This is a genomic window from Acinetobacter sp. YQ_14 (assembly GCF_043102985.1).
GTDB lineage: Bacteria > Pseudomonadota > Gammaproteobacteria > Pseudomonadales > Moraxellaceae > Acinetobacter > Acinetobacter venetianus.
This window is the reverse complement of the sequence record NZ_JBICJJ010000023.1, coordinates 227,902-253,433: the sequence shown is the minus strand read 5'-3', so window position 1 is coordinate 253,433 and position 25,532 is coordinate 227,902. Positions and strand designations below refer to the sequence as shown.

Genomic DNA, 25,532 nt, shown 5'->3' with positions numbered 1-25,532 from the left:
ATTAATTAGTTTTAGGGTGTTAAGGGTTGCTCAAAGAACTGTTTTAACACGTCGTACTTTGGTTGTTTTTCGAAATATTTCGCTGACTCAAGTGAACCAATAATCGACATGTGACGACCATCTAGGGAGTAGGGTGTATTGCCATTTGCCATTTGATTTGGTCTGAATAAATCATCACGCGTCAGCAATAGTGTATTGCTATGTTTGTACACCATATTGTTGATTACCTCTGTAGCGTAACGCTGTTGAGTTGCTCTATCACTCTTCATGTAATTATTAAGATTAAAGTCTCTATGTAACCACATTGCTCTTTTGAACAATAAGCTAATATTCTTTTTAAATGCATATGGCTCTGACATTACAATCACTTTTTTATGGTGCTGCTCTGTGATATCTAACAGATTAGCAAAACCACTTTGTTGGCTTTTTCCAACAATATCTGACCAACGACCTGCAAAAATCAATACATCATATTTATCCATATTCTTAGCAAGATAATCACGGTTGATTAGACACTGCTCATAGGCATCAGATGGCTGATCTCCAGTAAAGGCATCATTAAGACTTGGGTAACACCAGTTTGTCGAAACAACTTGGATCTGTAGGTTAAGCTTTTTACCAATTTGATCCCAAAAAGGATTGTTATGGCCAGCAAAAGAATCGCCGAACAGTAAGGCCTTCTTCGCAGTAGGTTGTTTTGATGCAATAGAACAAGTTAAACCTTGAGTTCCTACATTAAGATTATCGTCACCTTTAATATTATAAAAGCACCAACCATTTGCGATTGCAGGCATTTGAATTTGTTCTATGCTGGATAGATATTTAGAGCTTGCTCTGTCCTTTACACCATCTTTGCTGATGAACTTATAAATAGGATATGACGCAATTAGAACAGCAAAGAATAAAACATAAATATATTGAGGTTTGAGCTTTTGCAGGAGATTACGACTACTTTCTATGTATTTATAACTTAACCAACCTAAAAATAGTGAAAGCGTAATTGCGAGGCTTAGATTAAGAAAATTATGTGGAACAAAGAAATAATTCAGTAGGAAAAATACAGGCCAATGCCATAAATAGATTGAATAGGATGCGCTACCAATACTTTGCACGATGGGTGTTTGAGTGAGAAAAGAGTCTTGGCGGTTTGCGATTAGAATCAGCATTGTACCTACAACGGGTAACAATGCTGCATAACCAGGCCAAGGTGTACTTTGTTTTAAAATTACCAAACTAGCAACGATAAGCATAAAGCCGATTGCTTCAGTTAATTTTTTGAGATGTGTATTTAACTGTGTGTTTCTAAAATAATAATAGACAAGACCACCAGCAATCAGTTCCCATGCCCGTGTAGTGAGTTTGAAAAATGCATACATGGAGTCTTTAGGGGTGATATAAATTGAATAACTCAGTGAGGCAATAAATAAGATGCTGAGAAAGATTCCAATGTGTTTTAGCCCTTTGCTTAATTTCCAATAAATCACCAAAAGGATGGGGAACAATAGATAAAATTGCCATTCAACAGCAAGTGACCATGTATGTAACAGTGCTTTCTCATGTGCATCTACTGCAAAGTAATCTCCAGCTTGTCGGTAATAGAGATTATTTGAGAGAAACGTAAGGCTATAACGTGCATCTTTAGCAAATCTTTGAAAATCTTCAGGAATAAAGATAAACCAGCCAAGTATTGTGAGACATACAACGAGAACGAGTAATGCTGGGAAGATTCGGGTGATACGAGATAAATAAAAGTCACTAAAGGAAAACCGATTTTTCTCTAGTCTTTCAATAATGATCTTTGTCATTAGGTAGCCTGAGATGACAAAGAATATGTCAACTCCGAGGTATCCTGCTGAAAAGCCTAAAATTTGGAAGTGAAAAAGAACGACAAAAATTACAGCGTAAGCTCTTAGTCCATTAATGTCAGTCCGAAAGTTATTGACGCTCATGCAATAATATTTAGCTAAAACTCTAATTGTATGAGCGAATGATTAATTCATGATTAATTTGATTGTGTATTTTTATTAAAGGCTTTTTCTACACTTATTGTATAACTTCAAAAGATCGCTTTTCGAAGGATTCAACGGCACTGTTTGGAGAAAGATTGTAAACGTTAATTTGATGTTCTTTAAAAAATAATGCAGCAGCATCAAATGCACGTAATACAGTCTCGCTATGTATGTCGAGTAACGTTGGCTGCTTATCATCAGTTGTTTCATAGAAGCGTGGTTTAGAAAAATTGCTCATATCTAAGCCAGCAATAAAAATTTCTGTGTAGTTGAGCGAGTTAACAATTTGTAGGGCGACATAGGCAACGGTAAAGTAATCAAATATGCCGTTAAAAATGTCTTTTGAGAAACCAAAATCATCGTGAATGAAAAAGTGTTCTGCCGTTTTATTCACGAGCATTTCTTCATCAAGAAACACTTCCATGAGGTCTCTAGTGATTGTTTCGATAGTTTTGATACTACATTGAATATCTGTAAATTTAATTCGTCTAAGAATCATATCTAGACAACGAGGTGTGGTGTAAAAAGTACAATTGCTTTGCAGTACTTTCTCGACCAAATCAAAGCGAGCATCCACAAAATTATGGTCAATGATGATATAGCTGTTGTAATGGATATTTTCTAAAGCAATCGCACCATTCACGCCGATATAGTCTATATCTGTTTTCTGAAAAACTTCATTTGGAAGCTGCTGAATAGAAGGCCCTGTCGCAATCAACATGCACTTTGAATTTTTTGCTGGTTGGATCATCAAATTATCTGAAACAAGCTGCTTCTTAAAATAAACTTTTTCTAAACGACCATGTTCATTACGTTGTACACGATAAAGCGGCCAGAAACGACGATTGTGTTTATATGTTTTTGGGTAAAAAATCTTATAAATGAATTTATAAATGTTTCGTAATAAAGTATCTGAAAGAGATGGAAGCATTTAAAAACTCAGCAATGATTAAGCTAAAAATCTGTTTATTATCGTAAAAACAGTCAGGACTAGAAAAGTATGGAGAGGGAGATTGTGCTATGACAATCTCCCTAATATCTATTAATCATCAAGAGAGAAGCTTTTCTTCTTGAACTTTGATTTAAGACTATCGATAGAGCGAGTGAACCAGCTCTTTTCATCTTCTGGACGAGTCACTTTATTGCCGTGATAATTGATTTGTGTCGCTTTAGAAAAGTCCCCAAAAGGTTCTACTTTATAATTCTCTGGGCGATAACCTGCTGCTAAAGCTTCGTTGTAATACTGATCAAATAGCTCCGTGAGATCTTGTCTTGGATGTGGCATGATTTTTCCATCAAACCAATGTTTTTGTCCTGATGCCTCTAAGCGTGGCAGGGAATATTTGTGACTAAACTGTGTACCCATGTCTGAATAGTGCAGAATTTTAATCTGCTCAGCAGCGAGACCTTCACCATCAATATTATTATAAGAGTCTTGGTAAGGTTGAACTAGCTCAGGCTTATCTTTCAAAAGTTGCATTAGCTTTTTGTGGCCATCAGGATCAGCTTGAATGTCTTTTAAAGCAGGTAAATATTGCTTAGCTTTCTCGCAGTCCCAAACGCATGTACATAGACGAGCTGAATTTTTGCCTCCTTTGGCAATCACGATCGCATCTTCAGCTTTTGGATGCGCCCACAACTCCGCGATATCACATAAAACCACGACATCGGCATCCATATAGATTGCGCGCCCTTGAAAGTTACATGATTCTGGAATCGCCCAACGAAAACCTGAAAAAGGTGTTGCCCATTTTTCTGTATGCCATCCTTCGCCAGTTGCTTGATTGGTATACCACGGGCTTTCGGGATCATGGCTGAGTTGCATCCATATAATTTCAACTGGGTGTTGCGTGTGTTTACGAACGCTATAATCTAATACCATCATCTGTTCAAGATCACAGTTGTTAGGGTCGCAACCCACAAAAATTTTAATTGCTTCGCTATTCATATTTACACACTTTTCATAAATTATAAGAATCAATACAACAAAAAAAAGAGATCCCGTTACTTAGAGAACGGTACAGCAACGACTCTACTCCCTATTGTAATAATTGCCTCCTAAATTTTCTAGTGCTGATGTTATCAAGCTTATATATAACATCTAAATAAAATCAAAAGCTTAAATCAATGACTGCCAAAAAAGACAAAAATTAACGTTTTAACTTTAAGTACTACAAAAAGACGTAAAAATATACAGATTTTTATTTAAATGGAAAAATATTTATATTTAATTATTTTTAAAATGTAATAATATTCAACATATATTTTATACATAACGGTAAAATAATTTTTAAGCTCTTTCTCTATTTAAGAGAAACTATCTTTAGATGAAATTATGAAAAATTTTGTTATTAGTCTTGCTAATGCTCAAGAGCGTCGCAAACATATCGTATCGGAGTTTGGAAAACATCAGGTTGCATTTGATTTCTTTGATGCAATTACGCCTGACCGAATTAACCAAGTTGCTGCAGATTTATTATTAGATATTAAAACAACAGATTTAAGACCTGGGGAAATTGCTTGTTTATTAAGCCATGTGGTTTTGTGGAAAACAGTCGTTGATCAGAATTTAGATTTCATTGGTATTTTTGAAGATGATATTTATTTGGGCGAACAAGCAGCGAAGGTTCTTTCGAGAACTGAGTGGATTCCTGAAGATGGGCATATTATAAAAGTTGAAGCATTTTATCCAAAGGTAACAACCTCAATAAAGCTAAAACAAATTAAATGTATCAATCGTAAGTTGATGCCACTTAAGTCAAAACATATGGGGACTGGAGGGTATATTTTATCAAATCAGGGGGCTAAAGCGTTATTGGCATTTATTCAAAGCTATAAGAAGTTGATTCCTATTGACCACATTATGTTTAAAGATTATTTGCGACAGGGTAAATATGATGTTTATCAGATGTGTCCTGCTGTTTGTATTCAAGACTTTATTTTGATGCGAGATAAGACAAATTTTCCGAGTTATTTATCTCACGACCGTAAGTTACGAAAAGGGGATAATATTCGAGTAAATCATAAATTGATGTTTAAAGACAAAATTGCGAGAGAGTTTGTCCGACTGTCTGCTCAATTGATTCGCTTTGTAAAAGCAGAGTCAATTGTTAAGATTAAATTTAAGTAATTTACTGTTTGATTTATATAGTCTTTATTTGATCTTCAAGACTGGTGATGTTGACTAAGGCACTATGAGAAATTAAGATTATCTTTTATTTTTCATAGTGCATAGGGCTTTTATGCTAACAATTTTTGGCTTTCACACCGATGATAAATTATATAGAAAGCATGCCCAAATTTTGCAACGTTCAGCTGAAAAATTTGATATCAATGTTCAGTTTAGTGAGTTTTCGAAAGATGACTGGCAAAAGATCATCGCGTTTAAGCCAACATTCATTGCAGGTATGAGACGAGACCTAAAAGGTCCTATTCTATTTGTAGATGCTGACGCTATTATTCTTAAGGACATTCGTCCTTTTTTTGAATCGCTTCAAGAAGATATCGCAGTACACTATATCAATGGTACACGTTTGATTAGTAGTACAGTATTTATTAATGATACACCAAATGCTCGTCTATTAATGGATGAGTGGGAGCGTAGACAGTTAAATCAACCAGATCGTTGGGATCAAGTGGTGCTACAAGAACTTGTTGATGAGTGGGTTGAAGAGAAACGAATCACACTGAATAAATTACCACCCAATTATACCTTTATTTTCGATACATCACGACGTACCTATGGTGATAGCGTTGAGCCAATCATTGAACAGCTTCAAGCAAGTCGTGACAAGCGTTGGATTGATAAGTACCAGCGTAGAAATAGTTTCCATCAATGGTTGATGCGAATCCCTTATCTATTAAAAAGTACCAGAAAGATTGTTGGACGCCATAATGTTGTCAATAATCGAGCAGAAAGCCTTGGTATTGATATTCGTCTTACCATTGATGATTTGATTTAAATGTGTCAATGAATAAAAAGGCTCTATATTTATAGAGCCTTTTTATTACTTATCTTTTTTAATAATAGATCGTACAAAATATCGAATAATGAGAAAAAGCTGAGAAAAATTGATTTTTTTAGCTAAGTCTTTTAGCTGTCTTTTCTCTAATAAAAAATCATCTTCTAATTTTGATAGGTAATATTTATTATGTAATTGTTGTTTGTAAGGTTTCTTTCCATTTTTGTCTTCCAACCATGAACCAATAAAATGATGGGTTGCATAATTAACCGGAAGGTCTAAACAAAAATAATGTGATGCATAAATATGTAGTGTGTGATGTCCATTAGAACCACTTTGATTGATGTCTTTAGTTCTATCAATTTTAAATTTTTCGGAAATAATATCAGATATAAAAGAGGTATTTGGCGGTTCTTGATCTGAGTAAGTTTTATTGTGGTAATAGGAGAGAATCTCCTTGCTTAAGCTGTGGTATGGAATAGCTCCCCACACCGCAGTAAAGGGAAGATTAATTGACTCAAATCCACTAAAGGCTTCACATGCTAGAAAATCGTCAAGAGGATGCTTAAGTTCTACATCTGTATCTAGATAGACACCACCAAACTCATGTAATGCCCAAGCACGAACATAATCAGATACGAAAGCATATTTACGTTGTTGGTACGCAGTTTGAGTGAAAATATGCTGATCGACATCAAAGCTTTCTTCATTCCAAAGTTTTATTTCCCAGTCTGGACATTTTTGACTCCAATCACTGATATATTTTTGTAGATGGTCTGGTATCGGTTTTCCACCAAACCAACAATAATGAATAATCTTAGGAATCATAATAAATAAAAGTTTTGAAAATTAATGAAATATAGCACTTTATGAGGACCAGTTTGAATATAAATACTATTTAAAAATAAGGGTATGCATGAAAAATAAAGTTTATTTATAATAATCTTTATTTTCTAAATCACCTCTGAACCTTTTATAGCCCCACATATATTCAGTAGGAAAGCGATTAATCATTTGCTCAACGGTTCTATTCAATGCTGTTGTTGCGATTTCAATATCGCGATCATAAAGTTCAGGATCATTCAGATCATCACAGTAGACATCAAAACCTTCACCATCCTCACGACGGAAACAGCTTAATCCGACTAGACGACATTGAGTTTTTTGCGCCATTTTACTGGCAAGTGTACTGGTGAGGCAGGGGATTCTGAAAAAGGGCACCACGACACCGCCAGAAGGATCGGGAACATGGTCAGGCAGAATCACACTGAAACCACCTTGTTTTAGATTCTTAAATAGCGCTTTGACACCCGAAGCATCTGTAGGTACTAAGGTGGCATTCAGCCGTTGTCGAGCATGTAAAGCAAATGCATTAAAACCACTATCTTTCATTGGTTTATACATGATCGTGGGAGTACCATATTGATTCACCCATGCATTCATCATTTCCCAAGTGCCTAGATGGGGAGTGATGATCAGTGCACCACGAGGGTCGCTAAGAGCATTTGTCAGTACTTCCAAGTGATGCACGGTATGAATCTGTTGGATGCTCCATTCAGGAGGCATTGCCCAGCATTTCCCAGACTCGATATAACTCAGACATTGCTTGGTCACACTCTCTCGAGCAAGCTGCTCTTTTTTTTCTAGGCTTAATTCTGGGTAAGCTAAGCCAAGATTGACTCTAGTTTTCCACAGCATGCTTTTATCAGGATTTTGGTTGATAAAATAAGCTGCCACTTTTGCGATACTACGTAAAAATGCTAAAGGTAAAATGCGAAGGAGAGTTACGTAAAAGGACATCGTGCCTAGTCTTGTTTATCTGCGTTGCCTTTGAGAACCATATAAATCAATGCGACAAAAATGAGTAGTGCACCGACAAGACTACTTACGCAAAAGTATAAGATACGTTGATTGGTGTCCATATTGAAAAGTTCATTTGCTAAGATATAGCGCATGAAAAACCACTGTGCCAAAGAAAACACAATAAGCACAATTGCGTGTCGACGCACATCAGAACGCATCGCCATAGGACCGACCTCTCAATAAAAAGCAGCTTATTATGCCACTAGCAAGCATGTTCGCAAAGTAAAACCATGTAATATAAAAAAACCCTGCATAGCGCAGGGTTTTATACAAACTGAGAAAATTATTTTTCTTCAGCTTTTGGTTTTTCACGTAAACGAATACCTAAGTCGCGCAATTGATTTGCTTCAACTGGAGCTGGCGCTTGAGTCAATGGGCATTCAGCGGTCTTAGTTTTCGGGAATGCAATCACATCACGAATAGACGATGCGCCTGTCATGAGCATGATCAAGCGGTCAAGACCGAATGCCAAGCCGCCGTGCGGAGGTGCACCATAACGTAATGCATTGAGTAAGAAGCTGAATTTCTCTTCTGCTTCTTCTTCGCCGATACCTAAAGCTTCAAAGATTGCCTTTTGCATCTCTAAAGTATAGATACGCAGTGAACCACCACCGATTTCAGTACCGTTCAATACCATGTCATAGGCTACAGAAAGTGCTTCACCTGGATTGTTCTTAACTTCTTCAACACTTGATTTTGGTAGTGTGAATGGATGGTGAACAGATGTCCATTTGCCATCATCAGTTTCTTCGAACATTGGGAAGTCAACCACCCAAAGAGGAGCCCATTCACAAGTTGAAAGATTCAAGTCATGACCGATTTTCACACGAAGTGCGCCCATCGCATCGTTTACAACTTTTGCTTTGTCAGCACCGAAGAATACGATATCGCCATTTTCAGCACCAACACGTTTTAATAGATCAAGCACGATTGGCTCAATAAATTTAACGATTGGAGATTGAAGACCTTCAATACCTTTTTCAATTTCGTTGACTTTGATGTAAGCCAAGCCTTTCGCACCATAGATACCAACGAATTTAGTGTATTCGTCGATTGCACTACGTGGAAGTGAACCTGCGCCCGGTACACGTAAAGCAACGATACGGCCTTTAGGATCTTTTGCAGGACCAGCGAATACTTTGAATTCAACGTCTTGCATCAAATCTGCAACGTCAATTAATTTCAATGGAATACGCATATCTGGTTTGTCAGATGCATAGTCACGCATTGCGTCTGCATATGTCATACGTTCAAATTTATCGAATTTTACATTCAATAATTCATTGAACATTTTAACCGTTAAGCCTTCCATTAAATCCATGATGTCATCGTCACTCATGAACGATGTTTCAACGTCGATTTGGGTAAATTCAGGCTGACGATCCGCACGTAAATCTTCGTCACGGAAACATTTAGCGATTTGGTAATAACGATCAATACCACCTACCATTAACAATTGTTTGAACAATTGTGGTGATTGTGGAAGCGCATAGAAGCTACCATTTGAAACACGGCTTGGGACTAAGTAGTCACGCGCACCTTCTGGTGTCGCACGTGTTAAAATTGGTGTTTCAACGTCTAAGAAACCGTGATCTTCGAAATAGTTACGAATAAGATTAGTTACTTTAGAGCGGAAACGTAAACGCTCTAACATTTCAGGACGACGGATGTCCAAGAAACGATATTTCAAACGAATTTCTTCAGAAATATTGGTGTTTTCGTCATTCAATGGGAATGGCGGAGTATCAGAAGCTGCAAGAACTTCGATCTCTTTACCTAAAACTTCAATCTGACCACTCACCATGTTGGCATTTTCAGTACCTTCATAGCGACGACGAACACGACCTGTAATTTTTAAAACAAATTCAGAACGTGCTTTATCAGCTGTTGCGAATGCTTCTGGGGTATCAGGATCGATAACGACTTGAACTAAACCATCACGGTCACGCATATCAAGGAAAATCACACCACCGTGGTCACGGCGACGGTGAACCCATCCGCATAAAGTTACTGTTTGATCGATTTGGGCTTCAGTAAGAGAGCCGCAGTAATGAGTGCGCATCATATTGAATTATATATCCAAACTATATTGGCTGTAGAAGGTGAATGCGTAAACAGCGCACCACCAATGAAGGGGAGATTATGCCTTGTTGAACGTATTGTCTCAAGTCTTAATATTTTCCAAACAATACAATGTTGGAAAACTAACCCAAACGGCTTCTACGATCAAAAAATAACAACAATAAACAAGCAATACTCATAAGAATAAGTCCGGTTTGAGAGAATTCATTTATAGACCTACCGATATAAAAATAGCGTTCACTGTTCCAAAGCTCAGCTGGAATTTGCAGGTGTAAATTCCATACAGCGCAAAGCCCCGCGGTTATAGATACGAGTAAACTTAATAGAAAAAATAATCTTAGTTGAATTGGTACATGAATGTGCTGTTTGTGGCTTTGATAATAGTTAAGGCACATCCATAGCAAGATCGGTAAGGTCAAGATGGATGAGGCAATTTGCAAAATAAAATGCAAAGGGTAAGTAAAACTCCACAACGAAACCTCTTGGGCCAATGTTGTTTTAAATGCAAATGTACGGAAATCAAGATGGGTAAGCCCATCCCAAATCAAATGCGTCGCTGCACCGATCACAATTGAAATACAGCTCATCAAACTAAAGGCAACAAACTGATCAAAAGAATGAATATTGAGAGAATGTTGTATAGCTAAAACACGATAGATCACAGGACGGTAAAGCAGATACCACAATAAACAAAAAAATAATCCAATTGGCAGATTCGGAAATAATACACCTGACCATTGATGTGTAAGTGCAATCGTTTCAGTTGTGAAAAGGCGATATAAATCTGGCGCCATACAACCAATTGCGAGAGCAGCAATGGGGAGCTGACCTTTGCTAAATTTGGATAAAGGTGGTGCTAAAACGGCATGTGAAAGGGTAAATGGCATATCGTTTGAAAACGAGCCTTCATAAAATCGTGGAGAAGCAGTGTAGCAAATGTAATTTGCAACTATGTTTTTTATTGCAAAATAAATGAAATGTTATAATATAACAAAAATATCGATAAACTGATTCGAGACATGGTATGTCATTTCCACAGAATATTTTGACCTTATCTATTTTAGCTGTTGTCGCTTTACCGACTTTCGCTGCTGAAAATGAAGAAGTTCAAACTTTAGAAACAATACGAATTAAAGCGCACCCACTAGAGCAAACATCGAAAGATTTTGCAGTTGCAGATACTGTTGTGGATCAAAAGCGCCTTGCTCAAGGTGCTGTTACGATTGGTGAGGCACTTAGTGGTGAGACTGGAATTGCATCCAATCAGTTTGGTGCGGGTTCTAGTCGACCTGTGATTCGTGGTCAAGATGGACCACGCGTAAAAATCTTGCAGAATTCTTCTGAAAATATTGATGTTTCTACTTTATCACCTGACCATGCAGTTACGGTTGATCCAGCACTTGCAAAGCAAGTTGAAGTGATTCGTGGTCCATCGACATTATTGTTTGGTGCAGGCACTGTGGGTGGCTTGGTCAATGTCAATGACAGTAAACTGCCAACACAAATGCCAGAAAAAGGCTATGAAGGTAACGTTGGTTTACGTTACAACACTGGAAGCGATGAAAAATTAGCAACAGCTGGTGTTACTGTTGGTTTAGGTGATCAAGTTGCTTTACGTGTTGAAGGCTTAAAGCGTGAGGCAAATGATTATATTGCCCCAAATTATTTCCATGAAGGTGAAAAAGAGCGTCGTGTCGACAATACCTTTGCCGAAGGGCAAACAGTGAATGTTGGTTTGTCTTGGATTTATGATCGAGGCTTTACAGGCATTTCATATAGCAACCGTCAAGATAAATACGGTCTGCCAGGGCATAGTCATGAGTATGAGAGCTGTCATTTACATGGTCTAAGTCTACATTGTGGAGACCATGATCATGGTGATGAAGATGATCATGACCATGGAGAACATGCACATGATGCAGGGCCTTGGATTGATTTGAAGTCTGAACGATATGATTTCCGTACCGAGCTAGATGATCCATTTGCGGGCTTTAAAAAGTTACGTGCTCAAGCAAGCTATACTGATTATCAACATGATGAAATCGAAGAAGATACCATTGCAACACGCTTTAAAAATAAAGGTTACGACGGGCGTTTAGAGTTAGTACACAATCCAATTGGACCTTGGGAAGGGGTGATTGGTACGCAATATAATCAACAAAAATTAGAATTAACGGGCGAAGAAGCATTCTTAGCTCCGAACACAACAAAAAAATGGAGTGTGTTTGGTTTAGAGCATGCGCAATTTAATGATGTACATGTTGAGTTAGCTGCACGAGCAGATCAGCAAAAAATTGATATTGAAGATTCGAGTAAAAAGAATTTCGACGGTTCAGCCTTTTCTGTTTCAGGTGCCGCAAATTGGGAGTTCGCACCAGACTATAAATTATCTTTTGTGGCATCTCATCAAGAACGTTTGCCACTGGCTCAAGAGCTTTATGCAGATGGTGGTCATTTCGCAACCAATACCTATGAATTAGGCAATGATCAACTTGGTAAAGAAAAATCAAATAATGTGGAGCTTGGTTTCCATTTTGACAATGACAAATTTGATTATCATGTTCATGTCTATCATAACTGGTTTGATGATTACATTTATGCACAAACCTTAGATCGTTATAAAGACTTCCGCTTAGTGCAATATACCCAAGATAAAGCACGTTTCTATGGTGCTGAAGCAGAGGCGAATTATCAAGTTTCTTCAATCTATAAGCTTGGCGTATTTGGTGATTATGTTCGCGGTAAGATTGATAATGAAAATGCTCCTCGTGTTCCAGCTGGTCGCTTAGGTACGAAAGTCAATGCAGACTTTGGTGATGGCTTTAGTGGTTCTGCTGAGTATTATCATGTCTTCCAACAAGATAAGATTGCTGCATATGAGACAGATACACAAAGCTATAACATGCTTAATCTTGGTGTAGCGTATTCTGGGCAATACAGCAATGTTGGAGATTATCGCGTGTTCCTAAATGCGAACAATCTGTTAGATGACCAAGTTTATCAACATGCTTCGTTCCTTTCGACGATTCCACAAGTGGGACGTAACTTTACCGTCGGTGTTAATTTTAGCTTCTAATTTTTCACTTAAATCTTATTGAAAAATCAAAGTATAAGCTCTAGCCTTAAACCATTAGGCTAGGGCTTTTTTTGTTTATATGCGTATCTTCCAACGAATCCATCGAAAATTAAACTGGTCAGGTCGACGTTACATGGCAGTCATATTGAGTATTTTTGCGATTGGGTACATTGCTTCGGCGATTTATCACACTGTAAAACCACTCCCGAAAGGCTTGGATTTTACGGGGCAACTACGTCATGCCAATGTAAAGTTCTTGGCTGATCAGACTTATATGGATGCGCAAGGTCAGCAACAAGTTGATCAACATATATTTAAAGAAGTGTTTCAGTTAATTGATCAAGCACAAACAACCATCGTCTTAGATATGTTTTTGTTCAATCAAGAGGTTGGGGACTCGAAAGTTAAACAATTTCCATTAATGCAAGAGCTGACTGATGCATTGATTGTGAAACGCAAATTAAATCCTGCGATTGAAATTGTGGTCATCACTGACCCAATCAATTCTGTTTATGGTGGGATGACACCTAAGCATTATGCTCAGTTACGTCAAGCGGGTGTTGATGTCATTGAAACCGATTTAAAACCATTACGTGCTTCAAATCCACTTTGGTCAGGTCTTTGGTATATCTGTTGCCAAAACTTGGGGAATAATCCTGAGGGTGGATGGTTAAGCAATCCTTTTGGTAATGAAAAGATTACTTTACGCAGTTATTTAGAATTATTTAACTTCAAGGCGAATCATCGGAAAACGTTGGTTGTGGATACTGCCCAAGGTTGGAAAAGTTTAGTCACTTCTGCTAACCCGCATGATGGTAGTTCTCATCATAGTAATGTGGCTTTAGTTGTTGATGGTGCAACCGCGATTGATGTCCTGCAAACTGAACAAACTGTTGCCAATATGTCGAAAGGTTCAAGTCCTTTTGTGATTATGGGTGGATTAACAGAAGATAAAAGTTTACCTCAAGTTCAAGTCCTGACTGAGAAAGCGATTTATGATGCTGTTTTAAAAATGATTGAGACAGCGAAAAGTAAAGAGCATATCGATATCGCAATGTTCTATTTATCTGAACGTCATATTATTGATGCTTTAAAGCAGGCCCAGCAACGTGGTGTGAACATCCGAGTCATGCTTGATCCGAATAAAGATGCATTTGGTCGCCAAAAAAATGGTATTCCAAATCGTCAAGTCGCTTCGGAACTCAATGCAGCAGGAATTCCAATTCGCTGGTGTGATACGCATGGCGAACAGTGCCATAGCAAAATGTTGGTCAAATACAATAACCAGCAAGCTGAGCTGATTTTGGGTTCTGCAAACCTTACTTCACGTAACCTGAAAAATTATAATCTTGAAACAGATTTTCGCGTGCTTGGCGCAGCACAAGCGCCAGTGTTTAAAGATGCTGGGCAGTATTTTGATGCAGCATGGACAAATGCCAATGGTCGTCAGGTGACGGTTGATTATTCAAAATATGCAGATGAATCGAAAACCAAATACTGGATCTATCGTTTTATGGAATGGTCGGGTTTATCGACCTTCTAAAAGAAAAGAGGCGTTAAGCCTCTTTTTTTATTGTGGATTTGGTGGAATAAGTTCATCCAAATCTTTATCAGCCATCTGATCCAGTTCACTTAAATCAGTTTTAATTTTCCACCGACTTTCATCTTCAACTGGGGTGGGGAGACGTGCCTCTAACCAGTCACAAACAACATCTGGATTAAACTCCGGATGATTACACTGGATCACCCATGCCAAGAAGTCTTTGGCTTCACCATTCATATAAGGTGGTGGAGATACTGGAAAAAATAGTGTCGGTAAACGTTCGTTTGTAGATAAGTAATTCAGCACATGCCCAAGCTCTTGAACTGTTTGCCATGCCAGTGGATGTTCGACATCAATATTGAATTTGAACCACCACGCATGTTGACCATCTGCGCCATGTGCCACAATTCGAGATTCTTGCACACTCGGAACTTTACAGAAAAATTGATAGAGACGATCAAAATTCATTTCAGACACAGACATTGCCTCAAAACCAAAAAAACGATCTTAACATATCTCGATCTCTGATGAAGCCAGTACAGCTAATCCATTGAATAGGGCACTTAATCTGAAAAAATATTATTACAACAGATATGCTGCTTTTTTATTCTAAAATAAAAGGATACTCTGATTTTTAGGGAGATGCAGATGAAACAATCTAAATTTCATATCTATAGTTTGGTTGGTATCTTGAGTTATCTTCCTATTTTAGCTTATGCAAATAATTGGGGGGGATACACAGGTTCGGAAAGACGTTCATATCCTCAAACACCAACGTATCAGCAACCTGCACAAGATCCGTTTGCATTTTCAAATCAGCGCTATACACCGACTGCACCACCGAAAGGCTACTATTATCAGCCTAATCAAAATAATTATTATCCCTATCCGCATCAACGACCCGGTGTTCGGATTGAATATTATCCAGATACGCAATATGAGCACAGCTATCGTAGAGAGTCTTTTGTTGTTGGTAATGAATTACCGAGCGAGTTTCGTAGTGAGCGATATGTGATTCGGGATTGGGATAGCTATTCTTTGCGTGAACCGCCAAGAGGTCGCCATTGGGTGATGATTGACGGGCGTTATCTTTTGGTGACTGATGATAATTTTAGAATTGAAATTATTCGCTGATTTTTCAGGTAGTTTTGATTATTTAATTGAAAATAGATTCTCCATATTTTCTTGGATTTTATTACAAAGCTTTGCAATGTCATAGGTTTTATTCATGGTTTCTCCTTGAGTTTCTCTTAATCTGATTTCAGATCAAAACTGAGGATCAAACAATGAAAAAGGCAGTCGTTTTACTCGTATCAACTTTAATGTTAGGTGTGTCAGCATCTGCTATGGCGGATTCAAATCGTTGGGATAATCACCATGATTACAAGCACCGCTATGATCAACGTTATGATCGATACGAGCATCGAGATCAACCACGTTGGTCAAATGGTGATCGTGGTAATCATTATGGTCAACGTATTAATTTTAAACGTGGAGAGCGTTTACCGTCAGAATATCGCAACAAACGTTTTATCGTGTCGAATTACCGTTATCACCGTTTATATACGCCACCGCGTGGGTACAACTGGATGCAAGTTCAAGGCAAATATGTATTGGTGGATTCGAAATATCGTGTCTATCGCGTTGCATAATAAGCATAATCAAAAGCAGGCATTTAAGCCTGCTTTTTTATTTAGGCCAATTCATCATCTTGAGGCTGTGGTGTTTTATTCGCAGGAAGTTGCTGTTCATGTTTTTTACCACGAATAACAGAAGGGTAGTGCCATGAAGCAAAACGAACCACAAGAATTGCTAAAGCCAAAATTAAGATCGATCCTGTAATAATAACTAAGTCCATCGATGCTTTGTGATTGTGCTGAATATCTGCAATTAATAGACGTGTAAGCGCTGTAATCGCAACGTAAATCAAGAATCGAACGGGCATATGATTGGTTTTAAAATAAATCCCGACCATTGCACCGAGTTCAAGATAGATAAATAACAATAAGATGTCATCAATCGATGCGTACTGTTTAATGGTTAGAATCTCGATGACAGTATGAACGGCTGACCATGCAATCATACAGCCAATGATAAACAGCGCGAGATAATGAAAAGCTTCAACGGCATAGTGACCAAAGCGATCCAATAAACGCTCTAAATTTTCAAGTTTTTCTTTCGAGTTCGACATAAAGATTAGGCTACTCAATATAGGTATATGAGTTTGTTATGCAAATTTTATGCTGAATTTGTTGCAGTAATAAAAAACGGCCTAAATCGTTTGATTTAGACCGTCTTCAATTTAGAGCTTAGATTTAAGCTTGATTTGTAAAGTAGTCTTCGCTGAAGTTCATGATGAGATCAGAACCAGCTTCAACTTTCTTAATGCGGGCTTCTAATTCTGGCAAGATACGAGTAACGAAGTACTGTGCCAATGCAAGTTTGTTTTGATAGAAGTCGCCAGATTTGTCTTTCGCAGCAGCAGCAATTTTTGCAAACATATAGCTAAAGCTGAGTAAACCAACTGCATGTAAGTAATCAACAGCAGCAGAGTTCGGGAACTCAATGTTTTCAGCTGCTTGCTCAATGATAAATTGAGTAACAGCTTCAACTTCAGTCGCAGCATCTAAAGTTGCATCTTTGATGAAGTTCAAATCAGCATCTAATGTATTTGCAAAATCACGAATTTCAGCGATGTATTCAGCGATGAATGCACCACCATTTTTAATCACTTTACGACCAATTAAGTCTTGTGACTGAACGCCGTTTGTTCCTTCGTAGATTTGAGCAATACGAAGATCACGAATACATTGTTCCATACCCCATTCACGAATATAACCGTGACCACCAAATACCATCTGAGCATCTAGAGTTGCTTGGAATGCTGTATCAGTAAGGTACGCTTTCGCAATTGGTGTTAATAATGCAACGCGGTCATTGGCTTTCTTCACAGCTTCAGCATCAGTTGAGAATTTAGTGATGTCGAGCTGTTGACCAACATACACCGCAAATGCACGAGATGCTTCATTGTTCGCACGAACATTAAGCAACATACGACGTACATCACCATGGACTAAGATGCTATCTGCTGGTTTATTTGGCGATTGAACACCAGAAGCACTACGACCTTGTAAACGATCAGTCGCATATTGTGCTGCATTTTGATAAGCAAACTCAGAAGCACCAAGACCTTGGATACCCATTGATAAACGTTCGTAGTTCATCATCACGAACATCGCAGCAAGACCTTCGTTTTCTTTACCTACGAGGTAGCCTTTTGCACCGTCAAAGTTCATTACGCAAGTTGCAGATGCTTTGATCCCCATTTTGTGTTCAATTGAACCAGGGCCAACAGGATTACGCTCACCTAAAGAGCCATCTTCATTTACAAGGTACTTCGGTACGATGAATAAAGAAATACCACGAGAACCCGCAGGTGCATCAGGTGTTTTTGCCAATACGAGGTGAATGATATTTTCAGCTAAATCGTTGTCACCACCAGTGATGAAGATTTTAGTACCAGTGATGTTATAAGTACCATCTTCGTTGCGTTCAGCTTTAGTTTTAATAATACCTAGATCAGTACCAGCATGAGGTTCTGTTAAGCACATCGTACCTGACCATTCGCCAGAGTAGATTTTAGGTAAATAAGTTTCTTTTTGCTCTTGTGATGCATAGCTATTTAAAGCCATACCAGCACCAACTGAAAGAAGTGGGTAGAGCATGAATGATGGGTTTGTCGCGAATAACATTTCGTCAGAAAGTACCGTCAGCATTTTTGGCATTTCTTGACCGCCCCATTCTGCATCAGCACCTAAGCCGATCCAGCCGCCTTCAGCATATTGACGGAAAGCTTCTTTGAAACCAGCTGGAGTGAATACCTCCCCATTTTCCCAACGTGCACCTTCTTCATCACCCGTACGGTTTAACGGGTGTGTCACGTTTTGAGCGAATTTCGCCATTTCTTCTAAAATAGCTTCAGCAGTTGCAGCATCTACATGAGCAAGTTTCTCATTAGACTGCCAAAATTGTTCTGCTTTAAATACATCATTTAAGATGAATTTCATGTCTGCTAAAGGAGCATTGTAAATTGGCATAATCGTTCCCTTCTACGCACATGTCATGTGCAAAGTGATCAAATAAAACGAACAAATAAATGAATAGTGTAAATTTAGCATCGATTAAACAAAAAAAGGACGGTCAAAACTGACCAGTCCTTTTTCTGTGATGAACGTTGCATCTCATTCTAAACTATGTTTAGAAAGCGAAGTGTTCCGCATCAAGTTCAAACAATGGCGCTACGCCAGTTGAAAGTACGTCTACGTGAGAGCGAACACGTGGCAAGATCTTCTTGAAGTAGAAGCGAGCTGTTGTGATTTTCGCATTGTAGAAGTCAACTTCAGTTGAACCTTCAGCTAATTTTTCTTGAGCAACAAGTGCCATACGAGCCCATAGGTAAGCAAGCGTTACATAACCAGCGAAGTATAAGTAGTCAACCGCAGCTGCACCAACTTCATCAGGGTTTTGCATTGCACGCATACCGATTTGCATCGTGATGTCGCCCCATTCTTTGTTAGCAGCAGCCAATGGCGCGATGAACTCTTGCATAGCAGCATTGTCTTTGTTTGCTTCAACAAATTTATGGATGATCTTGGTAAAGTCTTTCAGCATTGCACCTTGAGTTTGCAATACTTTACGACCTAACAAGTCAAGTGCTTGGATTTCAGTTGTACCTTCGTATAAGCAAGCAATACGTGTATCACGTACGATTTGCTCCATACCGTGTTCAGAAATAAAGCCGTGACCACCAAATACTTGAACACCGTGTTTAGCAGATTCAGAACCAGTTTCAGTTAAGAATGCTTTAGCAATTGGTGTTAACAATGACAAGATGTTGTCTGCAAACTTACGCTCTTCTTCAGTTTCGCCTTTTTCAACGATATCTGCATATTGAGCAAGTAAGTAAACCAGTGCACGACCACCTTCAGCAAATGACTTTTGAGTTAAAAGCATGTTGCGAACAGCTGGGTGAACAATAATTGGATCTGCTTCTTTTTCAGGTGCTTTAGGACCAGAAAGTGAACGCATCGCTAAACGGTCTTTTGCGTACGCTAACGCGCCTTGGAAAGAACCTTCAGATGCAGCAAGACCTTGTACAGCCGTACCAATACGTGCAGTGTTCATGAATGTGAACATGCAGTTTAAGCCACGGTTTTCAGGTCCAATTAAGTAACCTTTTGCTTGGTCAAAGTTGATCACGCAAGTTGCATTACCGTGGATACCCATTTTGTGTTCGATAGAACCACAACGTACTGAGTTGCGCTCGCCAACAGAACCGTCAGCATTTACATGGAACTTAGGTACGATGAAAAGAGAAATACCTTTAGTGCCTTTAGGTGCACCTGGTAAACGTGCAAGAACGATATGGATGATATTGTCAGCCATGTCATGCTCACCAGCAGAGATAAAGATTTTCTCGCCAGAGATTGCATAACTACCATCAGCATTTGGTTCAGCTTTAGTACGGATAATACCAAGGTCAGAACCAGCGTGAGATTCTGTTAAACACATCGTACCTGTCCAAACACCTGAAACAAGGTTTGGAAGATAAGTTGCTTTTTGCTCATCAGAACCGTGATGTTCAAGGGTACGAACAGCACCGTGAGAAAGACCAGGGTACATACCCCATGACCAGTTCGCAGTACCAACCATTTCAGAGATCGTGATCCCTAAAGAGTTCGGTAATGCTTGACCGCCAAACTCTTCATCAGCAGAAAGAGAAGGGAAGCCTAGTTCGATATATTTTTGATAAGCTTCTTTGAAACCTGTAGGCGTAGTTACAACACCGTCATTCCAAGTACAACCTTCACGGTCACCCACTTGGTTTAAAGGAGAAAGTTCATTCTCACAGAAATCTGCCGCTGCTTCTAAATATTGATCAACCAATTCACGGCTTACGGTGCCTTGAAATGCAGGAAGTTTTGCGTAATGTGCTTCAGCATTTAATAATTCGTGCAATACGAACTGCATATCACGTAAGGGTGCTTTGTATTGTGGCATAGCGGGTTCCTCAATACTGGTGAAACCAGAGTTAAAATCTTAGTCAATGATAAATGTGCCCAATTGGCACCATTTTGTACCGCTAATCGTGCAACAAGTTATAGTTCGGTACAAGCTTTTGCAGGTCATTTCTTAGTGACTGCGAAGTCAAAGTTTGTGATTTAACCTGTTTAAGCTCCTAGATTGTAGGTGTTTTTTTTTGAATTTACTTAAACAGCTTGTTGAAAATCGTAAGCAGCTGTGTAAATAAAAAAAGGCGCTAAAAAGCGCCTGTGAGGAAGATGAATATTAGGTTGTAGCGTTTGGCTGACGTTTAAATTGCGATTTATCTGGCGTAAAATGAACTTCACATGTACCTTCGATTACACGATTATTCCACTGAACATTCACACGTTCACCAATGCGTTTGCCCTGACAAGCCTTTTCGATCTGTGCGCGTTGGGCTTGATGTTCTTGACGCTTTTGTTCGCGTTGCTCCAATCGTTGTTCACGTTTTTCTTGCCACTCAGCACGTTGCTCTGGTGTAAGCGGTGCACGTTGCATATTATGGCGGTGATGATCACGATTCATTGACTGTTCTGCTTGTGTTGTCGATTGACAAGCAGCTAAACCTAGAGCAGAACCGAGTAGAGTGGTCATTAATACAAGTTTTGTCTTATTCATTCTTTTATCCAGCGTGATCAGTTGTGATTCGATGGTTAAAGATTAGATAATAAAGATGAAGAAACAATGGAGAGTTTTTTTCGACCATGTTGGTTACAATCCATAAATAGAACAATATTGAGACTCCGCTTTTGAATGTTCGTCGTGTCCCTATCGCCCTACGCTTATTTTTAACGGTACTGCTGACAACTTTGCTGATCGCAACGATTAGCTTAGGTATCTTGCATTGGACGATGCAAAAGAACTTTGCTCGTTATGTTGCAGATGTGGAAATGCAGAAGCTAGACCGTTTAATTGCCAATTTAGGCAATGTTTACTCTGTTTATCATGACTGGGGCAATGCGATTCAGGCACAGATTTTACAAATTGAAGGAACTGCGGCGGCAGATGACTATGATCGCTTGTCTCAGTGGTGGTTACGTCGACAGTATGATATTGCATTACAACAACGTTATTTTAATGATCATACCTTACTCAGCTTATCTCCAACATTAGCGCAAAATAGTACAGAAATAAAAAGCCGTCAGATTTTTAATGAAGAAGAACTCAGAATTCTCAAGCAAAATTTGCCTTCGGAATATCAACCTTTTGAAGGCTTGCGCTTTCCTTTAAGTCAGAGCCAATTTCGTTTAAAGAAAGATACAAAAGAGAATAACAAACAAACGAATCAACTCAATCAGAATAATGAACACGGGAAAAAGCAGTTTGTCGCTATTCCTGATCGATTGGGTTTAAGCTCGCGTCTTTCTTTATATGATAATAGACATCAGTTTATCGTGGGGGAGCCTACAACCGATCAAATTTCTTATCGACCTATTATGGTTGGTCAAGAAATTGTGGGCTACTTAGGCTTGAAGCCTGTGCTTGATCAGGAAGATGCATCCAGTATTAATTTCTTTAGTAATCAAAAGCGCTATCTATTGCTTGTGTATGCCTTAACTGTACTTTCAAGTTTGGTTGCAGCTTTGCTGATGGCAACTTATTTCAAAAAGCCGATTCAGCGTCTCCTCAAAGCAACTTTGGAATTAACTCGAGGTAACTATCAACATCAAGTTGTGATTAAACGAAATGATGAACTCGGTGATTTATCAAATCAATTGAATCATTTAGCTGATATTCTACATCAGCATGAAGAGTCTCGCCGTCAGTGGGTGGCAGATACTTCACATGAGTTAAAAACACCATTGGCAGTGCTGCAAGCTCAGATTGAGGCGATGCAAGATGGGATTCGTAAAGCGACACCTGAGCATTTGGATGCAATGATGCGTCAAGTAAGCAGTTTGAAGAAGTTGACACAAGACCTAGCTGATTTGGCGCAAGCAGATGCTCAACAATTGAAGTGTTATTTCTCAGAAGTTGACCCGTGGGATGTCATTGTACAAGAGGTTGAAAACTTTAGATCAACCTTTGAACAGCATCAATTAGAGGTTTCTTTATCAGGTGAGGGTGCCAAACTTTCACTAGATCGAGATCGTTTGAAGCAGATTATTGTCAATTTGTTAGGTAACTGTGTTCGTTACACTGAGCAAGGTGGAAAAATACAGATTCACACTCAACAAAATGATCAACAATGGATACTGTATGTTGATGATAGTCCATATGGTCTGAGTGATGAGCAACTGACACGTTTAGGTGAACGTTTCTATCGTGTCGATGATTCTCGTACACGTAGCACAGGCGGTACAGGTTTAGGTTTAGCATTGTCATGTAAATTAGCGCAAGCCTTAGGTGGTTCACTGAGCTTTGATCATTCACCACTGGGTGGATTGCGTTGTGTATTGACTTTTCCAAAAGCAAATTAAATATTGATAGATCCTCTAGTGTTGAGGATGATAAATAGGAAGAACACCATGAAACATATTATGTTGGTTGAGGACGAAGTTGAACTGGCACAGTTGGTTCGTGATTATTTAGAAGCGGCTGGTTTTGAAGTCAGTATGTTTCATGATGGGCAAGATGCGTATACCCAATTTCAGCAACGCAAACCAAGTTTAATGATTTTGGACTTGATGGTACCTCGTATGGATGGCCTAACCATTTGCCGTAAAGTACGAGAGCAGTCTGATCTACCGATCATTATGGTGACTGCACGTACTGAAGAAATTGATCGTGTTTTAGGTCTAAATATGGGAGCTGATGACTATATCTGTAAACCATTTAGCCCTAAAGAGTTGGTTGCTCGCGTACAAGCAGTATTACGCCGTTTAGAGCGTAAAGCTGAACCTGAGCAAAATGACTTATTCCGTATTGATAAAGCGCAACAACGTATTTGGTATCAACAAAAAGCACTGACATTGACGCCAACAGAATTTCGCATTCTAGAATTGTTCTTAGAGCATTTGGGACAAGTGTATTCGCGTGCACAGTTACTCGACCATATTAATCCTGACAGCTTTGATGTTGCGGATCGCGTGATTGATAGTCATATCAAAAACCTTCGTCGTAAGATCTCTGAAGCGGCAGATACGGGTAATCGTCACGAGTGGATTCAGGCGGTTTATGGTGTGGGTTATCGCTTTGAATATCCTGATGAGTAATCGCATTCTATTTTAAACAAAATAGTAATCCACATCTAAGCTTAATCCCAAAGCAAACAATTGTTGAATATTAGTTGTGCTAATGAGCCGATGATGTGGATTTTCAACATTTCCTGTTGCATTCATACTCATTGAATATTGGGAATTAAAAAACAGTTGTTGTAAGGTACTTTGATAAGGTTTTAGTTGTTCTAATACATCAGTGATATGTTCATTTAACTGTGCAGTTTCTCGATTTAAACGCGAATTTAGCTTAAGTGATGAGTATTTATGCTTGAGCTGTCGTTTAGTTTCCAGTTTAAGTCCCTGATCGGAATATACTTCAAAATTCAGATTAGGAAATAATTGTTGTAACTCAAATACAGGCAATTTAGACCAAATAGAGAAATAAGCATATTCACTATGTGGATTTGATTCTTTGGTTATTATGATAGGTTTTGTATAAGGATAATCATGTTCATCGTTGTGATCTAAATATCCATGTAAATGATATTCAACGTTAAATTCGCTTAATTCCCTTAATAAATCAATATTTAGATGAAATCTGCACCTTGGAAATTTACGTCATGCGTGACTAAATGCAAAGTGCGATGAAATGATGCAGGAAGATCTAATACATTGGTACTATTTTCAAGATAAGTAAACCAATGCTGTATTTGCTCTGCATGATTTAAATTTGGGTCAATATCAAAACGAATACACATCTGCTGAAATTGCTGCGTACCATCATTGCTGACTTGGTCTTTATTCCAAGCTTCATAGCCCCACATAGTATCAAAATGATATTGTTCAGCAATTTCATGTACATTTTGATCGCTATCTTGAGTAATAGTGAAATAAAAATATTCGCTATAGTTTTGTTGTTGTGACATCTTTTATATCTCATCTTATCCTGTGGATAACCACAGCATTATCCACAGAAAATGTGGATAGTTTCTTAAAACTTTTGTAGAAATTATCTACTCTTATGCTCTTTAGATAAAAACAGCAGTTGTCGATTTTTAAATATTACATTACTTTACAAAAGCTTATGGTAAGTGAGAGGGGCTGGCGAAGACATCTACATACCTTGGAAGTTATCCTCTGCATAAGCCTTATACGGTTTAATAAAGCGGTTCATCCCCAGTAGGCAGATATTAGTTCTTTAGGATTATGGATGAATGATGATAGGCGTATTGTTCTTAACGAGTTGCCAAATTTCATCCATATCCGAATTTGTAACAGCAATACAGCCTAATGTCCAATCCTTGCGCGGCATATATGAAGCGCTACTTGGAAATGAGGTTGCCCGCTTTGGGACAGTGCCATGAATCATCACATCGCCACCTGCAGATTGATTATGTTGTTTGGCATAAGCCGCATCATTTGCGTTGGGGTAGGAGACATGCAGTGACTTGTAGAATGCACTTTCTGAGTTACGCCAATCAATCGTATACGTTCCTTCAGGTGTTTTACCATCACCTTCAAATTGTTTGTGCCCAATTGGATCAAAGCCTAAGCGAATAGGATAGCTTCGGATAACTTCTTGTTGATGTTTTAGTTGTAATAATCTTTGATCTTTAAACACCTCAATCGTGGTGACTGGTTTGTCTTTGTTTAAGCTTTCGACTTCTTGGGTAGAAAGGGCTTGATGTTTCGATGCAAAAGTTGGAATAAACTTTTCATACTTATAAAAAGTAAATCCGCTCAAGATGACAATGATGATAGTTGCAACAACAAGCCCTAATTTCATATTGA

Annotated in this window: 24 protein-coding genes; 8 read left to right on the top strand and 16 right to left on the bottom strand. The window is 38.5% G+C overall.

Annotated elements, in window-relative coordinates; all coding sequences use genetic code 11:
• Positions 1–11: 11 nt before the first annotated feature.
• The 3 genes from ACF8D3_RS12715 to ACF8D3_RS12705 all read right to left on the bottom strand — a co-directional run bounded on the left by ACF8D3_RS12715 (position 12) and on the right by ACF8D3_RS12705 (position 3,957).
• Positions 12–1,949, bottom strand: coding sequence for an acyltransferase family protein (locus ACF8D3_RS12715; RefSeq protein WP_392471729.1), 1,938 nt, complete (start codon positions 1,947–1,949; stop codon positions 12–14).
• Positions 1,950–2,043: 94 nt separating this feature from the next.
• Positions 2,044–2,940 carry a hypothetical protein gene (locus ACF8D3_RS12710; RefSeq protein WP_004877322.1) on the bottom strand — a complete coding sequence of 299 codons (897 nt, stop codon included), beginning with the start codon at positions 2,938–2,940 and terminating at the stop codon, positions 2,044–2,046.
• Between the two features lie 111 nt (positions 2,941–3,051).
• A complete protein-coding gene (locus ACF8D3_RS12705) occupies positions 3,052–3,957 on the bottom strand; it encodes a hypothetical protein (RefSeq protein WP_061516714.1) in 906 nt (301 codons plus the stop codon).
• Positions 3,958–4,344: 387 nt separating this feature from the next.
• Between ACF8D3_RS12705 and ACF8D3_RS12700 the strand changes: the two genes are divergently transcribed.
• On the top strand, positions 4,345–5,139 hold the full coding sequence (locus ACF8D3_RS12700; RefSeq protein ID WP_392471728.1) for a glycosyltransferase family 25 protein: 795 nt from the start codon (positions 4,345–4,347) through the stop codon (positions 5,137–5,139).
• A gap of 112 nt (positions 5,140–5,251) precedes the next feature.
• On the top strand, positions 5,252–5,971 hold the full coding sequence (locus tag ACF8D3_RS12695) for a putative nucleotide-diphospho-sugar transferase (RefSeq protein WP_004877317.1): 720 nt from the start codon (positions 5,252–5,254) through the stop codon (positions 5,969–5,971).
• Between the two features lie 45 nt (positions 5,972–6,016).
• Here the strand turns inward: ACF8D3_RS12695 and ACF8D3_RS12690 are convergent, their stop codons facing one another.
• The 5 genes from ACF8D3_RS12690 to ACF8D3_RS12670 form a co-directional block, all read right to left on the bottom strand.
• Positions 6,017–6,799, bottom strand: coding sequence for a glycosyltransferase family 32 protein (locus tag ACF8D3_RS12690; protein WP_061392572.1), 783 nt, complete (start codon positions 6,797–6,799; stop codon positions 6,017–6,019).
• A gap of 102 nt (positions 6,800–6,901) precedes the next feature.
• Positions 6,902–7,771: a lysophospholipid acyltransferase family protein gene (locus ACF8D3_RS12685; protein WP_023014070.1), complete on the bottom strand. Its 870-nt coding sequence runs from the start codon at positions 7,769–7,771 to the stop codon at positions 6,902–6,904.
• Between the two features lie 5 nt (positions 7,772–7,776).
• Complete coding sequence (locus tag ACF8D3_RS12680; RefSeq protein ID WP_004877311.1) at positions 7,777–7,998, bottom strand: hypothetical protein; 222 nt, start codon at positions 7,996–7,998, stop codon at positions 7,777–7,779.
• A 119-nt stretch (positions 7,999–8,117) separates the two neighbouring features.
• Positions 8,118–9,899: an aspartate--tRNA ligase gene (gene aspS, locus ACF8D3_RS12675; protein ID WP_392471726.1), complete on the bottom strand. Its 1,782-nt coding sequence runs from the start codon at positions 9,897–9,899 to the stop codon at positions 8,118–8,120.
• Positions 9,900–10,038: 139 nt separating this feature from the next.
• Entirely contained in the window at positions 10,039–10,803 is a 765-nt protein-coding gene (locus ACF8D3_RS12670) for a DUF4184 family protein (RefSeq protein WP_061516717.1), read from the bottom strand.
• 137 nt (positions 10,804–10,940) lie between these two features.
• On the opposite strand from ACF8D3_RS12670, the gene znuD reads away from it, so the two are divergent.
• Positions 10,941–12,992 (top strand): zinc piracy TonB-dependent receptor ZnuD, encoded by a 2,052-nt coding sequence (gene znuD / locus ACF8D3_RS12665; protein WP_392471725.1) that lies wholly within the window; start codon positions 10,941–10,943, stop codon positions 12,990–12,992.
• A 79-nt stretch (positions 12,993–13,071) separates the two neighbouring features.
• Complete coding sequence (locus ACF8D3_RS12660) at positions 13,072–14,535, top strand: phospholipase D family protein (protein WP_392471724.1); 1,464 nt, start codon at positions 13,072–13,074, stop codon at positions 14,533–14,535.
• A 27-nt stretch (positions 14,536–14,562) separates the two neighbouring features.
• Here ACF8D3_RS12660 and ACF8D3_RS12655 read toward each other — a convergent pair whose 3' ends face one another.
• Positions 14,563–15,012, bottom strand: a complete 450-nt coding sequence (locus ACF8D3_RS12655) for a hypothetical protein (RefSeq protein ID WP_392471723.1) — start codon at positions 15,010–15,012, stop codon at positions 14,563–14,565.
• Positions 15,013–15,183: 171 nt separating this feature from the next.
• On the opposite strand from ACF8D3_RS12655, the gene ACF8D3_RS12650 reads away from it, so the two are divergent.
• Positions 15,184–15,669, top strand: coding sequence for an RcnB family protein (locus tag ACF8D3_RS12650; RefSeq protein WP_004877299.1), 486 nt, complete (start codon positions 15,184–15,186; stop codon positions 15,667–15,669).
• A 152-nt stretch (positions 15,670–15,821) separates the two neighbouring features.
• Positions 15,822–16,187 (top strand): RcnB family protein, encoded by a 366-nt coding sequence (locus ACF8D3_RS12645; protein WP_004877296.1) that lies wholly within the window; start codon positions 15,822–15,824, stop codon positions 16,185–16,187.
• Positions 16,188–16,228: 41 nt separating this feature from the next.
• Here ACF8D3_RS12645 and ACF8D3_RS12640 read toward each other — a convergent pair whose 3' ends face one another.
• The 4 genes from ACF8D3_RS12640 to ACF8D3_RS12625 all read right to left on the bottom strand — a co-directional run bounded on the left by ACF8D3_RS12640 (position 16,229) and on the right by ACF8D3_RS12625 (position 21,258).
• Positions 16,229–16,726, bottom strand: a complete 498-nt coding sequence (locus tag ACF8D3_RS12640; RefSeq protein WP_392471722.1) for a phosphate-starvation-inducible protein PsiE — start codon at positions 16,724–16,726, stop codon at positions 16,229–16,231.
• A gap of 124 nt (positions 16,727–16,850) precedes the next feature.
• Positions 16,851–18,632, bottom strand: a complete 1,782-nt coding sequence (locus ACF8D3_RS12635; protein ID WP_004877291.1) for an acyl-CoA dehydrogenase C-terminal domain-containing protein — start codon at positions 18,630–18,632, stop codon at positions 16,851–16,853.
• A 160-nt stretch (positions 18,633–18,792) separates the two neighbouring features.
• Complete coding sequence (locus ACF8D3_RS12630) at positions 18,793–20,595, bottom strand: acyl-CoA dehydrogenase C-terminal domain-containing protein (RefSeq protein WP_004877288.1); 1,803 nt, start codon at positions 20,593–20,595, stop codon at positions 18,793–18,795.
• A gap of 288 nt (positions 20,596–20,883) precedes the next feature.
• Positions 20,884–21,258, bottom strand: a complete 375-nt coding sequence (locus tag ACF8D3_RS12625) for a heavy-metal resistance (RefSeq protein ID WP_392471720.1) — start codon at positions 21,256–21,258, stop codon at positions 20,884–20,886.
• 131 nt (positions 21,259–21,389) lie between these two features.
• Here ACF8D3_RS12625 and baeS point away from each other — a divergent pair, with 131 nt between their 5' ends.
• Entirely contained in the window at positions 21,390–23,060 is a 1,671-nt protein-coding gene (gene baeS, locus ACF8D3_RS12620; protein WP_392471719.1) for a sensor histidine kinase efflux regulator BaeS, read from the top strand.
• A gap of 48 nt (positions 23,061–23,108) precedes the next feature.
• Entirely contained in the window at positions 23,109–23,795 is a 687-nt protein-coding gene (locus tag ACF8D3_RS12615) for a response regulator (protein ID WP_004877282.1), read from the top strand.
• Positions 23,796–23,807: 12 nt separating this feature from the next.
• On the opposite strand, the gene ACF8D3_RS12610 is transcribed toward ACF8D3_RS12615, so the two are convergent.
• The 3 genes from ACF8D3_RS12610 to ACF8D3_RS12600 all read right to left on the bottom strand — a co-directional run bounded on the left by ACF8D3_RS12610 (position 23,808) and on the right by ACF8D3_RS12600 (position 25,527).
• On the bottom strand, positions 23,808–24,164 hold the full coding sequence (locus tag ACF8D3_RS12610; RefSeq protein WP_392471718.1) for a hypothetical protein: 357 nt from the start codon (positions 24,162–24,164) through the stop codon (positions 23,808–23,810).
• 164 nt (positions 24,165–24,328) lie between these two features.
• Positions 24,329–24,667 carry a hypothetical protein gene (locus ACF8D3_RS12605; protein ID WP_392471717.1) on the bottom strand — a complete coding sequence of 113 codons (339 nt, stop codon included), beginning with the start codon at positions 24,665–24,667 and terminating at the stop codon, positions 24,329–24,331.
• Positions 24,668–24,945: 278 nt separating this feature from the next.
• Complete coding sequence (locus ACF8D3_RS12600; protein ID WP_392471716.1) at positions 24,946–25,527, bottom strand: murein L,D-transpeptidase family protein; 582 nt, start codon at positions 25,525–25,527, stop codon at positions 24,946–24,948.
• Positions 25,528–25,532: the final 5 nt, after the last annotated feature.